Origin of the sequence: Prosthecobacter sp. (genome assembly GCF_049294395.1) — a bacterium.
Taxonomy (GTDB): Bacteria; Verrucomicrobiota; Verrucomicrobiia; order Verrucomicrobiales; family Verrucomicrobiaceae; genus Prosthecobacter.
On sequence record NZ_JBAQCR010000116.1, the window covers coordinates 22,095 to 35,921 of the forward strand.

Consider the following 13,827-nt stretch of genomic DNA (forward strand, 5'->3'; position numbering starts at 1 on the left):
CTCTGTGAGTGAATCGTGAATAAGACCGCAGCATGCCATCTTCTGCCGACCTAATTCAAGCGCTTTCCTCCCTTCCGCACGGTTCTGAGTTTCGTTTTATTGACGAGCTTGTAGAGCTGATTCCCGGCACCTCCGCCACAGCGGTGTGGAAGCTCAAGGGGGATGAGGAGTTTCTCCGCGGCCATTTTCCCGGATCCCCGCTCATGCCCGGCGTGTTGATGATCGAGGCCCTGGCCCAGTTGGGTGGCATTCTCATTCAAACCCGGCCGGGCGAAGCCCCGCTCAAAAACATGCGCCTCACCGCAGTGCGCCAGATCAAAATTCTCGGCAGTATCACACCCGGGCAGTCACTCCACCTCAGTGGCGCGTTGCAGGGCATGCTGGACAATCTCGGGCAGGTCAGTGGCGAAATCCGTGATGATGCGGGCAATGTCATCCTCACGGGGTCTGTCACCTTGGCAGGAGAGCGCTGACTACTTCGGCAGGCGCAGCATGAAACACGCGCCGTCCTTGTGGCTAGCATCCAGCGTGATCGCTCCCCCCAGCGCGGTGGCCAGTCTGCGGCACAGGGCGAGTCCCAGCCCGACCCCGGGGGCCGAATGCGCCGCCTGATCGGCGCTTTTGTGAAAGGGGTGGAAAATCCGCCGCTGCTCGCTGCGGGAGATGCCGCCGCCGTGGTCACGCACGCGCAGCATGGCAAACTTGCCGCTCGTGTCCGCCTCCACGTGGATCACCGGATGCGCCGCTCGTGGGGCGGCGTATTTGCAGGCGTTGTCCACGAGGTTGAAAAGGATCTGCTCCACCGCCGCCGCGTCCACGTGCAGCTCGGTTTTGCGGTCCGTTTCCGTGGCTTGCACCTGCACCGTCATGCCGCAGTCATCGGCACGCTGCTGCAGCCGCGGCAGGATGCGGTCCAGCAGCTCGCCGATCGTGATGTTTTCGGCTCGCGCCTTCGCACTGCCACGCTCAAGCCGGGCATAGGCGAGCACGTTTTCGACGAGATGGCTCAGCCGGCTCGCTTCTCCGGTCAAGGTGTCCAGATAGGTCTTCCGCTGCGCCTCATCGGTCACCATGCCGTCTGCCAGCATCTCGGAGTAGAGGCGAAAAGTCGTCAGCGGCGTGCGCAGCTCATGCGTCACGGCGGAAACGAAGTCCGCGCGGCGCTCGCTCAGCGCCACCGTGCCGAAGAGCACCAGCCCCACCGCCGCGGCCGCCAGCAGGACACATGCAAGGGCGATGCCTAGAGACCTGCGCAGCGGAGTCCAGAACGGCAGCGGCGGCAGCTGGATGGCTCCTGGCACCAGTCGCACCGGCAGCGCCGCAAAGCGCAGCGGATCGTCATTCGGGCGTGTTCCTGCGGTGGCGTTCGCCGCTGGCTTCAGCTTCGCATCCGGAAACAGATCGGTGATCTCCCGCAGCAGAGATTCGCGCAGAGCAGGCCAGTCCAGCCACACGCCCTGCACCATGCGCACACCATCCACGAAGGCTTCGCGGGTCAGCATGAGGTTGCTGCCGATCCACACGCCCTGAAAAGGCCGCGAACTGTTCGCGGTCGCGATGTTTTTGAGTGGAGGCTGCACAGCGGAAGGAACGGCTGGAGCAGCGGGGGACTCTTTGCCCAATGCCCGGGCCGCACCATCCGCTTTCGGCTCCAACGGCATCGGTGCTGGAGCCGCCGCAGGGGCCAGATCCTGGGGTTGCTGCCGAGCCGCCATTTGCTTGGCATCCATCGACTTTGCAGCCGCATCTGACGAAGCAGCGAAGCTGGATCCATTGCTGCTGATCGACGGTTTCGCGGATTCTTTTTTCAAAGCCTTCGCTGCTGCAGGCTTGGGCTCGGCCGCCTTTTCGTTGTTAAGAACGAGGGTGCCGGTACCTTGCTTCATCTTGATCTGCGGCTGCTGCTTGATCGCCTCCTCGGCCTGCAGGTTGACTGCACGATTACGCGAGTAGTTCTCCGTGCTGTTCAGCATCAACTGCTGGGACGCCACCTGGCCCTGCTGGGTGTTCCAGGCCGGATTGCGTGGAAGATTGGCATCATTGGCTTCAGCCGCCTTGGAATCATCGATGTCAAAGCGGGCCACGCAGGCCATTTCGGCAAGCAGCTGGCGATTGAGCGGGGTTGCTGCGGCAGGGGCCATGGGGGCAGCGCGTCCGTTGTTCCAGGCCGAGGACTCGCGTTGTTGCGGCGGCGTGATCACCTGCACCGGCTTGGCGAGCAGTTCACGCAATCCGCTCAAACGTTGCTCGCTGCGAGTCAGGTCATCCGCATTGATGAACTGCGCCAGCGCCAGGGTGCGCTCGTTGTTTTGCGGCACCTGCGGGGACAAAACCTGACCGCGCGTGTCCATCTGAAAATACAGCAGCACATGCTCCGGCACCTCGGCGAGAAGCGGCGATGGCACCAGCACCTCGCCCTTCGCCACATTGTCGTACGCTTTGTTGATCAGGCCTTCCGGCGAATGAAACGGACGGAAATCATAGGGCGGCCGTGCATTTTCGCGGATCATGAGCGCGCTTGCCTGGAAATCGAGCCGCCACAGCGCCAGCCGAACGCGCTCCTGCTGGTCTGCCTCACGTGCCGCCGTTTCACGCTCACGCTCCAGCGCCAGCGTGTGCCAGCTCACCCACGCCATCGCCGCGAGCAGCAGCCCGAGACAGGCGATGAAGGTGATCCAGATGTGCAGCGGTTTGCGCATGGGGGAATCAGGTGAGTTGGTAGCCTTTCCCGCGTATGGTGACGATTACACGCGGCGCCTCTGCATCATCTCGCAGTTTGTGGCGCAGATTTGCAATGTGCATGTCCACCGTACGTGTTTCCGTCTGCTGGTTCTCGATGTGCCAGACGCGTTGCAGCAGCTCCTCCCGTGAAACGGGCCTTCCACGATTCAGCGCAAGGTAGCGCAGCACATCGCGCTCACGCTCGGAAAGCTCCGCGCTCTCACCATTCTCAAAACGGGCCACGCTCTGCCCGAAATCGACCGTCGCTGCGGTGAGAGTGAGCGTTTCACTCACGGGCTGGCGTTCGGGAGCACGGCGCAGCACCGCCTCCACGCGGGCGAGCAGTTCCCGCACGCTGAACGGCTTCACCACGTAATCATCCGCGCCCAGCCGCAGGCCGCGCACGCGGTCATTTTCTTCACCACGGGCAGAGAGGATGATCACCGGGGTACCGGGCCGTTCGCGGCGCAGGGCTTTCAGGATGTCAAAGCCGCTCGCATGGGGCAGCACCAGATCCAGCAGCATGAGGTCGAAGGTCGAACTCAGGGCCAGCTTCATGCCCTTCTCACCATCGCTTGCCTCCAGTGTCGTATGACCGGCGAACTTGAGCGCATCCAGGACACCGCGACGGATCGCGGCGTCGTCTTCAACAACAAGGATGGTGGCGGGCATGGCGAAGTTTAAAGGTTCATTTCTCCCACGCGATGCCTTTTTTCTCCGCCTGGGATCGCAGGGCCTTGGTCATCGCAGTGTCCAGCGTGTCGTTCTTGTTCGACTCCTTGCGCTTTGTTGCAACATAGGCCTCGCGTTCCTTGTTCAAGGCCAGCACCTGCTTCTGGATCTCCGCCCGTTCGGCGATTTTCTTGTCAAGGTAGGCTTTGCGCTCCTCGACGGTCATTTTCTTCATCTCCTCGGGGAGGTCGGCTTCCTTGACCTTGGTGATGTCGAAGTCCTTTTGCTGGCAGGCGTCCACCAAATCCCAGCTGATGTTGAAGTAGCTTTTGCCAACCTTGGTGATGACGCGTTGCACCTCCGCGCCGGACTGGGCGTTGGCGGCGGCGTTGCTGTCCTGGGCAATCTGCCGGGCCTTCGCGGCCGGGGCGGCGCTGCCGTAGTTGATGTAGGTGCTGTTGAGCTGCTCATTGAGCTTCACGATCTCCTTGTCCTGCGGTGCTTCGATGTGAACGATGGCCTGGTTCTGATCGATCACGAGGTATTTGCCGTCTGCGAGCAGGGCTCCCTGATTCCAGTGCTCTGCAATGCCCTGCGCCTCGCTGCCGCAATGGATCGTGTTCACGATGATGCCCTTCGCGATGGCGTTCTGGCAGCTTTTTTTGGAATCGATGGGCCCCTGGGTGAAGGGTTCGTTGCCGGCGATGAAGATCGCTTTGTACACTTTGGGATTCGCATCCCAGGCGAGGTCTTGTGTTGCACGCTGAATCACCGCGCCGCAGTATTCTTCACCTCCATTAGTCGTCAGGGCGAAAAGTTCTTCGGACACTTTGTCGAGATCACGCGTGAGGGGCTGGATCTGGCGGATCCAGTTCTCATCGGCCCGCAGCGAGGACTTGCCATACTCATACAGAGCCACCTGTACGACCGGCGTTTTGCCATCTTGTTTCGCCGTGATGAATTCATTCACAAGCTTCCAGAGCTGGGTCTTGGCCTGTTCAATGAGGCCGCTCATGCTGCCGCTGGTGTCCAGCAGCACGGCGATCTGCACCAGCGGGGTGTCAGCGGCGGTTGTTTCGACCTTGGCGATCTCCGCCACGGGGGCAGGCGGTTGAGCATCTTTGGCGATGGCGAGGCACGCGGACAAGGCCGTGGCGATGAGTATGGATTGCGTTTTCATGGATGTGTTTGATTGGGTGGGTTGACGGAAAATTTTCAGCGGACGAGGACCAGCTGGCCGCGATGCTGCAGCAGCAGTTCGCCACGCAGGGCCAGCAGGCCCTGACGGTTGTCGGCGGCGAGCTCATCGACAAGGATGCCAAAATCTGCGCTGCCGATCTCAATGGTGCGGTCTGGTGCGCGTTCGGATTTGGCGGCGCTGGCATCGGTCCAGCGGTTGCCTTTGTTAAAGAAGGCTCCGGCCTGGCATTGCTGCACGCTGGTGATCTCGATGGCCTGCATCTTGTCATCGAGGAAGCGATTGCGGACATTGAGCTGCTTGGATTCCACGGCTTTCTTTAAATTGCCTTCCTGAGAGACAGAGGCGGCTCCGCTGCGAATCTTCATCGCCTTGTCATTGTAATTGTAGGCAGCCTTGCTGGCATTGGCAGGTGCGGCGGCGAGTGAAGTGCCTTCTTCAGCCAGGAAGGCGGTGTATTCGGTGAGAATGCCGAACTGCGTCGAAAGCCGCACGATTTCATTCACCAGCTCCGTCGTGCTTCCCGTTGCGCCATCAGCACCCAAATCACGAATCGCTTCGCTGAGCACGGCGATCTTGTTGCTGGCCCAGAGGCGGGCCACAAAGGCGTTGGCGGTGCTGGCCTTGTCGAGGTTGAAGGTGAAATCGAACTTCCGTTCGCCCCCAGCGGCGGCTCCTGTGAGCTGGAAATGCAGCGGGGCTTCACCGCGGTAGGTGCCGGACAAGAGAATCTGCTCACCTTCAAACACATCGGGCAGGGGAGAGGGTATGAGATCGCTGACACGATTCGGATTTTCCACCCGTACGGCCGGTTTTGTGAGCAGCGGACCGCGCAGGCGCTCAAACACACGGCCGACTTTGACCTCAACATCCTCCTTGGGCAGCACAAACTCGGCGCTGGCGCGGGTTTCTCGGGCAATGCGGGAGAGCAGCGGTGTGTTCACATCCACGCCGACACCGAAGGTGAACACCCGGCGCTGGTGTGGATTGCCCTTGGCCACGGCCTCCCGAATCGCCTTCTCCGAGGTCTGGCCGATGGTGGGCAGGCCGTCGGTTAGGAAAAGGACGATGGGCAGCATGCCTTCGAGCGGCTTCTGGCGCAGTGCCTCGACGACGGAGTCATGGATGTTCGTGCCGCCGCTCACACGCAGGGTGCTGATGTAGTCGCGGGCCTGCTTCGTGGTCTCGGCGTTTTTGATCACCGGCTGCGGGGCAAACATCTCAACTGCCTCATTGTAAACGATGAGGTTGAAGCCCTCGCCGTCGTTCAGGCCTTCGATGACCTGCAAGGCGGCCGCCTTCACCTGATCGAGCTTGGGTCCGGCCATGCTGCCGCTGCGGTCGATGACGAGGGTGACCTCCCGCAGGATGGGCTTCGCATCTGCTTTGGGCTTCGGCGGGGCAATCATCACCAGGAAATAGCCGCCGCCGATCTTGGGATCTGGATAGGCCAGCAACGAGGCGGTCATTTCGTCCTTCGTTTCGCGCAGCAGCGACACACGGAATGCACCCGGGTCCTTGGTCTCGCAGGAAAGGGTGGCGGTGTTGCCATCCGGCTGCTTGGCGGTGATCTCGTGGCTTGCAGAATACAGCGAAGCGATGCGTGACGTGGATTTGACGCGCATGGAGAGCTTCCAGGGCACCGCATATTCCACCGCTTCCGAGCGTGGCAGGACGTAGTCGAGCCGCGCGCCATCGGCTTCGAGCAGTTGTTCATAGGTTACCCGCACTTTCTGCGTGCCATTGGCCGGGACCGGGAACACGCTCGATTTCACGACCGCGTTACCGACAAACTCCAGCAGCGCCGGATCGCGCGTCTGTGCAACGATAGTGTCGTAGATGCGTCGAGCTTCCTCACGCGGCAGCAATTTGGCCGTTCCCTCGGAATTGCCGCCCTCAAAGGCGAAGGCCTTCAGCACCGCTCCGCTCGGCACCGGGACGAGCAGTTCGGACTCCTGCGGACGGGCGGTCGGATTGCGCAGGGCGATGTCGAGCGTGGTCGTGGCGATTTGATCTGCAATGTCGATGTGGGCGTCCACCTGGGTCACCTGGACCGGCTGCGAGTGAATGATGCGCGAACTGGGGGAAATCCAGGCCCGCGCACGGAAATCCTGCGCAATCAGGGGCGTGGCGAGGAAAAAGGCATAAAGAATCGTCTTCATGCCACCATGGTGGTTTAGGCGGCGGGCGTCGTCTGTAAACGCACTGTAAAGGGGCGGAAAACGCCCTGACTGGCCCTGGACAGGGGAGTGAATCGGGCTGCTCAACTGGAACTCCCCCTTGCCAAGCCGGGAAGTCCCCCCATATTCGCGCCCCTTTTATGGACATCTTCATTGGAATTCTTACCGTAGTGGAAGTCATCGTCTGCCTTCTGCTCATTCTCGTCGTGCTTATGCAGCGCCCCCGTCAGGAAGGCCTCGGTGCCTCCTTCGGCGACGCTGCCGCCAGCCAGGTCTGGGGTGCACAGACGACGAACGTGCTGCAGAAGTTCACGGTCTATCTGGCCATCATTCTTTTTGCCCTGACCATCCTCCTGGCCGTGCTTGTGAGCCGTCACCAGACCGGCAGCAAGGCTCCGTCTCTCTTTGGCGATGCCAAGCCCGAGGCCGCAGCCCCGGCCGCCCCTACGGCTGAAGAGCAGGCCAAGGCCAAGATTCTGGAGAAAATCCAGGAAGCCGTGAAAAAGGATGCAGCCGAGGCTCCGAAGGCTGAAGCGAAGAAAGACGCGCCTGCTCCTGCCAAGACAGAGCCGGCCAAGGCTCCTGAAGCACCCAAGGCGGCTGCACCAGCCCCAACAACGGCTCCTGCACCTGCGGCAGCTCCGACGCCTGCTCCTGCTCCCGCAGCACAGCCGAAATAAGCGACGGTTTGCTTTGAATTTCACACCGAGGGCACGACGCGAGTCGTGCCCTTTGTTTTTTCAGGCGCGGATGGCATGTGCATTTCCGATAGTGTGCCGTGCGAAAACGGGCTTCACATCATGCGTTGGTTCTGCCTACCATCGAACCAACCATGAAACGTTTCCTTTTCTGTCTCGCACTTGCAGCGTCTTGCGTTGTTCCGCACTCGTCCTTCGCGGCGGAGCCGCTGCGCGTTTTCATTCGGTCTGGTCCGAAGTCCCACGGCCCGGGGGCGCATGATCATCCCTCCTTCCTGCGGGACTGGGTGCCGCTGCTGAATGAGCGGGGGGCGAAGGCGACGGGGGGGGATGCATTTCCCACCAAAGAGCAACTGGATGCAACGGATGTCCTTATTCTGCATCTGGACAGCGGAGGGGACATCAAGATCGGGCAGGAGCGGAAGGATTTGCTGGAGTATTTGCAGCGGGGAGGCGGCATTGTGACAATCCACGCGGCCTCGGTTTCCAAGGATCATGACTGGTTCAAGGGCATCATCGGCGGCTCCTGGCACCATGGGCAGACGAAATGGCGGGAGGGGCCGATGCATTTGTATTTCACCGACAGGTCGGACAAAATCACGAAAGATGTGTCGAATTTCGCAATGGATGACGAAATTTACTACGACATGGATGTATTGCCGGAGTGCCACATTTTGGCCGGGGCTTACACTCCGAAACCTGCGGGGGTGCGGAATGAAAAGGCTGCCAAACGCGCTGCTGAAATTACGAAGGGTGGCAAGGAGGTCAGCATCTATGACATTCAGCCGCAGGTCTGGACTTATGAGAAGGGCAACTACCGGTCTTTTGTCAGCATTCCGGGCCACTATTATGCGAGCTTCAGCCGGCCGAATTTCCGGGCGCTGCTGCTGAGGGGGATCGCTTGGGCGGGGAAGAGGGAGAATGTGGATGAGCTGTGCAAGCCGGAGGAGCTGGGGGACAATCTGCGGTATGTGGAGGGTGGGCCTACGCGGCCGGAAAAGGCGGCGGAGAAGCTGGAGGTGCATCCGGAGTTCGACATCTCGCTGGTGGCCAGCGAGCCGCTGATCAACAAGGTCATGAATGTGGACTGGGACGAAAAGGGGCGGCTGTGGGTGTGTGAGACGCCGGAGTATCCGAACGGGCGCCGTGAGCTGAATGTGGAGAAGTGGAAGGACAGCGGCTCATGGACGACCAAGTATGACCGTGATCCGATCGACCGGATTTCAATTTTGTCTGACACAAACGGTGACGGGGTGATGGACAAGAAGCATGTGTTTGCGGACAAGCTGGAACTCGTGACGAGCTTCTGCTTCTACAAGAAGGGTGTTATTGCCTGTGCTGCGCCGGACATCTGGTATCTTGAAGACACCGATGGTGATGAGACTGCTGACAAGCGGACGAAGCTTTACACGGGGCTGGGAACGGGAGACACGCATGCGGTGATCAACAATCTGCGCTGGGGTTTGGATGGGTGGGTGTATGCCACGCATGGGTACAGCTCCGGGCATGTGACATCGCCGGATGGCAAACAGGATTTTGGGACGGATGGGAGTGGGGTGGTGAGGTTCAAGCCGGATGGCAGCGCGTTTGAGCAGTATGCTTCGCGCGGTGGGAATACCTGGGGGCTGGACATCACTTCGGACGGGCAGGTGTTTTTCACGCAGCCGACGAGCGGGAATCATTTCCTGCATGTGGTGCTGCCTGAGTATGTGCTGGCGAAGGGCAAGCTGCCGGGGGTGATGGGCACGAATGGGATGCTGCCGAAGGAGCCGACGTATCCGCTGATGTCATGGCCGGAGCAGGCGTATGTGCAGATCGATCAGGTGGGGAGCTACACGGCTGCTGCTGGTTGCGCCATTTATGAAGGCGGTGCGTGGCCCGCGAAGTGGAACTACAGCTACTTCACCACCGAGCCGACGCTGAACATTGTGAGTCATTTCTTTGTGGAGAAAGACGGGGTGACCTACAAGGCGCATCGTGAAGCGGGGCGTGAGAAGACGGAGTTTATTCGCAGCAAGGATTTGTGGTTCCGTCCGATTGAGAACCGTGTGGGGCCGGATGGGGCGCTGTATGTGGTGGATTTTTATAATCAGGCGGTGATTCATAATGACACGCGCGGGCCGATTCATGGTCCGGCCAATGCGGCGGTGCGTCCTGACCGTGACCATTATTTTGGCCGCATCTGGAAGGTGCAGCACAAGCAGGCGACGAAGGTGGCGAAGAAGGGTGAAAACCTCAATGCAAGCATGGGCAGCGATGCCCTCAAAGCCTACGAAGCTGCTGAAAAAGCCGTGCAGACTGATGCGGGGCGCGAGCAGGTTCTGAAGGACTACGCGGCTGCAAAGGAGGACTGGAGCCGTTCTGCGCTGATTGCCGCCTGTGCTGATCAGGCGCAGCCAAGCATTGAAGCCGCGCTCGCCCATGGTGGGTCAGAAGCTTTCGTGGCAGCATTGCTTCCAGCGGCTTTGCCAGCTGGTGCTGACAAACTTATCAGTGCCTGTGCCAATGTGGACGCAAAAGCCGATGCGCTGAAAATTGTCATCCTGCAGGGCATCACCCAGCAGTTGAATGATGGGCCTGCGCTCACGCCGGAGCTGACGGCTGCTTTGAAGAAGCTTCTCACGCAGCCTGCAATTGCAGCGGCTGCGTTGCCGCTGGTGGTGAAGTGGGACAAGGCGGGGGTGCTGGCGGCGGAGGTGAAGGCGCAGGTTGCGAGTCTGACAGCGAAGCTGGAGGACAAGGCTGCGGCTATGGGTGAGCGCATCACGGCTGCGAAGTCGCTGATTGGCATCGGTGGTGAGGCGAGTGCGCTGGTGGTGGGGGCTTTGGCGCGTCCGGATTCGCCTGTGGCTCTGCAGGCTGCGATCATTGCGGCGATGGATGAGAAGGGGAGTGTCACGGAGCTGGTGGGGAACCTGAACGGGCTGAAGGCTGAACTGCGCACGCAGGCTTTTGATGCGATCTTGAAACGGCCTGAGGCTTCGCTGGCGCTACTGGCTGCTATCCAGAATGGGAAGATTGATCCGAAGGAGATTGGGCCGGGGAATATTGCGCGGCTGCGGACACATCCGAACAAACAGGTGGCGAAGCAGGCGAATGCGATGATCGACAAGCTGAACCCGAATGCGAAGGCAAAGAATGAGCTGCTGGCGCAGCTGACGCCTGAAGTTGAGAAGCCGGGCGATGCGGTGAAGGGCAAGGCGATGTTTGCTGCGGCCTGTGCTGTTTGTCACAAGCTGGGAGATTTGGGGCTGCGTGATGTGGGGCCGCAGCTCACGGGCATGGGGGCGCATGGTCCGGCGGAACTGCTGGTGCACATTGTGGATCCGAACCGTGAGGTGGATCCGAGCTTCTGGGCCTGGAACATCACGACGAAGAAGGGCGAGACGCAGGCTGGTGTCATCATCACGGAAAATCAGGCGAGTCTGACGCTGCGCAATCAGGTGGGTGATTTTGAAATCAAGAAGGACGACATTGTCACGCGGGAGAACACCCGCCGCAGTCTGATGCCGGAAGGGCTGGAGGCGCTGGGTGCTGAGACGTTGCGGGATATCCTGGCCTTTATCTGCGGAGGTGAGCAGAAGTTCCGGGTTATTGATCTGCGCACCGCCTACAACGCGGACAGCCGTGCGGGCATCTTCGCGAAGGAAGATGCGAAGGATCAGACGGTGACGCTGCACAAATTCGGCAATGTCACTGTGAAGGGGGTGCCCTTTTTCGTGATGGACCCCGAGAAATCGCAGACGGGCGCGAGCCTGATCGCTCTCAAAGGGGGGGGCAAAGGGACCGTGGCTGAGAACTTCCCTGAGAAGGTTGAGATCGCCACGAGTGCGACTGCCGCAAGCCTGCACTTCCTTGGCGGGGTCGCTGGCTGGGGCTGGCCCTTCGGCGGGGACAAAGCTCTCGGGCAGCCCGCGATGACGGTGCAGGTTGAATTCGCTGACGGCGACAAGGAAAGCATTTTGCTCAAAAACGGAGAGCACTTCGCCGACTACATCGGCAAGGCCGAAGTGCCGCTGAGTGATGATGCGGGCGACTTCACCCGGCGCGGACAACTGCGTTATTTCGCGATCAACTTGAAGAAGAAGGGCGCGCTGAAGAAGATCACGCTGGAGACGAGCGGCAGCATCGTCACGCCCTGCACGGTGGCGATCACGGCGAGCGCGGAGCCTGCGAAACTTGGGGCGGCGGCGCCCAAGCCCAAAACGAACGTGGACGTTCGTTCTACGCCGGAAGGCGGGCCCAAAGAAGGTGGCAAGGGTGATGGGCCGCTGGTGGGTGCGATGCCGGTGAACTGGGAGGCTGGGAAGACGAAGGTGCTGGTCATTGGTGGCGGGTCATCGCACAACTTCGCGAAGTTCTTTGGCGAGACGGATGTGGCGACGCTGAAGGCGGCCGGGTTCACGGTGCATTACACGGAGGACCGCGATCAGGCTGCGGCTGAGCTTGCGAACGCTGACGTGGCGGTGATCAGTGTGAACCGGAAGTTTTTTGACACGGCTGTGTATCGGAAGGCGCTGTTTGATTTCGCGGCGGCAGGCAAGGGGATCATCATGCTGCATCCTGGTACGTGGTATGGCTTTGGCGGATGGCCTGAGCTGAATGCGCAGATCGTCGGTGGTGGTGCGCGGGGGCATGACCGGATTCATCCGTTTGAGGTGAAGGCGGTGAAGGCGGATCATCCGATCATGGCGGGGGTGCCGGCGAGCTTCACGGTGGAGGATGAGCTGTACTATGTGAATGCGGAGCCGGAGAAAATTCCTGCTGGCACTGCGAAGATCACGGTGCTGGCTGAGACGAGCCCGAGCGACAAGTACAAGGCGGGGCATCCGAGCGTGTGGATCACGGAGCATGCGAAGGCGAAGATTGTTGGGATCGCGCTGGGGCATGATGCGCGGGTGCATGATCTGAAGGCTTACCAGACGATCCTCGCGAATGCGGTGAGGTGGGCGAGCGGGAAGTAGGGGCTGGGAGCGCACGGGCATGGCACTTATTCTTCGCGCTGAGCACCTCGAAGGACGAGGTGCTGAGTATTGTAAACTGAGAACTGAAAACTGAGAATTGTCAATTGCCGGAGCGGGCGGCGCGCTTTTTCGAGTTGGGCGCTGCGAGGGGCAAGATGGCCTTGCCATCAAACGAGTTTGCCGTCTAAAATGCTCGCATGGAATTTCTCCTGCCGTGTCTTTTTGGTCTGATGATCAACATGCTTCCTGCGGCTGATGTGGGCGGGAGGTGTGTCACCATGGGGTCGGATGTTGTCTTTCTGACCCGTGATGTGATTGCCAGTGATCAGCATCAAACAGACCGTTACCCCGAGGTTCAATATGATGATGCCGGGCAACCTGTTGGATTGAAGTGGCTCGCCAAAAACAGCAGCACTGTTTTCAAGACAGAGCTGATGGCCCGCGTGGGTGGGAAAGAGATCCGGCGATTTGTGTTTTGGAACGAAGGTGGGAACCCCGATGGTGATGGACTGGTGTGCGTCTGGCTGGGCATCCAGGACGTGGCACCCGGAGGAGGCATGGGTTTCCGTCCATTCCTGGTGTTTAATGGTGATGATCAGGTGCGTTGGTGGGAATCCTTTTGTGCGCATGATGAGAAGGATGGTTTCACCGTGGTCCTGGAGATGACCGTCAAAGGCAATGGCGTGATTCATGAGCATGCCACGATTCAAGTCAAAGAAGACGGCCCGGTGCCGCTGCGGCTTGAAAGCGGTGGACGAGGCCAGGAAGAGCCCAAGGTGAAACGATACCATACCGCCAGCACACCCCTATGAAATCCACCGTCATCCAGCAGGTGCCGCTGCGGCTGATCACGGTGAAGGCGCGGTCTTTTCCAGATGGCATTCGTGGGGCGTGGCAGGAGATCGAGTCGAAGCGTGCGATGAAGGGGCGGAAGGCCTATGGCCTGATTTGCACGACGGAGGCGGGCATGGAGTACCATGCCGGTCTTGTCTCGGATGGAGAGCTGGAGGTGCGCGTGACGGGGCTGCCGGTGAAGCGGGCGGGTGGGTGAGGACGGGGGAATGCGATGGGTGGAGCGGAGGTTTGTGTCACCGCTACGCGGTTCGACTGGATCCCATAGGCATGGGCGGCGCGATTCCGTGGGTTGGCACCCACGGCTACCGTTATGCCAGCGCTATGCGCTTCCGAGCCTGGCATGCGATGGGGAATTTGTGCTGAAGCAGCGCGATTCCTGGTGGTTGGTCCGGGGTGATTGGAGAGCGCTGATCGACAGACAGGAGTGTCCTATTACAAATTAGCTTTTAAGCCCTTTTTTACCTGTATATTTGAGAGTTGCGCCGGTTCTCCTTGCGGTTTTATACACTTGTTTTATACTCGCTCCGCCGCCCCTCTCC

At 60.3% G+C, this 13,827-nt stretch carries 9 protein-coding genes; 5 read left to right on the forward strand and 4 right to left on the reverse strand.

The genetic code is table 11. The annotated features are described in order from the left end of the window. Window positions 1-32 precede the first annotated feature (32 nt). Window positions 33-473 carry a 3-hydroxyacyl-ACP dehydratase FabZ family protein gene (locus WAW39_RS07465; protein ID WP_422317359.1) on the forward strand — a complete coding sequence of 147 codons (441 nt, stop codon included), beginning with the start codon at window positions 33-35 and terminating at the stop codon, window positions 471-473. On the opposite strand, the gene WAW39_RS07470 is transcribed toward WAW39_RS07465, so the two are convergent. Genes WAW39_RS07470 through WAW39_RS07485 form a run of 4 tightly spaced genes read right to left on the reverse strand, consistent with a single transcriptional unit; the run spans window position 474 to window position 6,753 of the window. Next, complete coding sequence (locus WAW39_RS07470; RefSeq protein ID WP_422317361.1) at window positions 474-2,699, reverse strand: sensor histidine kinase; 2,226 nt, start codon at window positions 2,697-2,699, stop codon at window positions 474-476. A gap of 7 nt (window positions 2,700-2,706) precedes the next feature. Next, on the reverse strand, window positions 2,707-3,393 hold the full coding sequence (locus WAW39_RS07475; RefSeq protein WP_422317363.1) for a response regulator transcription factor: 687 nt from the start codon (window positions 3,391-3,393) through the stop codon (window positions 2,707-2,709). Window positions 3,394-3,409: 16 nt separating this feature from the next. Beyond that, the gene (locus WAW39_RS07480; protein WP_422317365.1) at window positions 3,410-4,573 is read right to left on the reverse strand and encodes a vWA domain-containing protein; all 1,164 of its coding nucleotides are present in this window, start codon (window positions 4,571-4,573) and stop codon (window positions 3,410-3,412) included. Between the two features lie 35 nt (window positions 4,574-4,608). Next, entirely contained in the window at window positions 4,609-6,753 is a 2,145-nt protein-coding gene (locus WAW39_RS07485) for a VIT and vWA domain-containing protein (protein WP_422317367.1), read from the reverse strand. Window positions 6,754-6,911: 158 nt separating this feature from the next. On the opposite strand from WAW39_RS07485, the gene secG reads away from it, so the two are divergent. The 4 genes from secG to WAW39_RS07505 all read left to right on the forward strand — a co-directional run bounded on the left by secG (window position 6,912) and on the right by WAW39_RS07505 (window position 13,484). After that, on the forward strand, window positions 6,912-7,451 hold the full coding sequence (secG, locus tag WAW39_RS07490) for a preprotein translocase subunit SecG (protein ID WP_422317369.1): 540 nt from the start codon (window positions 6,912-6,914) through the stop codon (window positions 7,449-7,451). Window positions 7,452-7,603: 152 nt separating this feature from the next. Then, entirely contained in the window at window positions 7,604-12,433 is a 4,830-nt protein-coding gene (locus WAW39_RS07495; protein WP_422317371.1) for a PVC-type heme-binding CxxCH protein, read from the forward strand. 197 nt (window positions 12,434-12,630) lie between these two features. Beyond that, the gene (locus WAW39_RS07500) at window positions 12,631-13,245 is read left to right on the forward strand and encodes a hypothetical protein (RefSeq protein ID WP_422317373.1); all 615 of its coding nucleotides are present in this window, start codon (window positions 12,631-12,633) and stop codon (window positions 13,243-13,245) included. Continuing rightward, entirely contained in the window at window positions 13,242-13,484 is a 243-nt protein-coding gene (locus tag WAW39_RS07505) for a hypothetical protein (RefSeq protein WP_422317375.1), read from the forward strand. The genes WAW39_RS07500 and WAW39_RS07505 overlap by 4 nt, the downstream gene beginning before the upstream one ends. Window positions 13,485-13,827: the final 343 nt, after the last annotated feature.

Bases quoted from the DNA above. Each gene is read 5' to 3' on its own strand.
- WAW39_RS07475 (WP_422317363.1), bottom strand. From the start codon at position 3,393: ATGCCCGCCACCATCCTTGTTGTTGAAGACGACGCCGCGATCCGTCGC.
- WAW39_RS07480 (WP_422317365.1), bottom strand. From the start codon at position 4,573: ATGAAAACGCAATCCATACTCATCGCCACGGCCTTGTCCGCGTGCCTC.
- WAW39_RS07495 (WP_422317371.1), top strand. From the start codon at position 7,604: ATGAAACGTTTCCTTTTCTGTCTCGCACTTGCAGCGTCTTGCGTTGTT.
- WAW39_RS07470 (WP_422317361.1), bottom strand. From the start codon at position 2,699: ATGCGCAAACCGCTGCACATCTGGATCACCTTCATCGCCTGTCTCGGG.
- WAW39_RS07485 (WP_422317367.1), bottom strand. From the start codon at position 6,753: ATGAAGACGATTCTTTATGCCTTTTTCCTCGCCACGCCCCTGATTGCG.
- WAW39_RS07465 (WP_422317359.1), top strand. From the start codon at position 33: ATGCCATCTTCTGCCGACCTAATTCAAGCGCTTTCCTCCCTTCCGCAC.
- WAW39_RS07505 (WP_422317375.1), top strand. From the start codon at position 13,242: ATGAAATCCACCGTCATCCAGCAGGTGCCGCTGCGGCTGATCACGGTG.
- secG (WP_422317369.1), top strand. From the start codon at position 6,912: ATGGACATCTTCATTGGAATTCTTACCGTAGTGGAAGTCATCGTCTGC.
- WAW39_RS07500 (WP_422317373.1), top strand. From the start codon at position 12,631: ATGGAATTTCTCCTGCCGTGTCTTTTTGGTCTGATGATCAACATGCTT.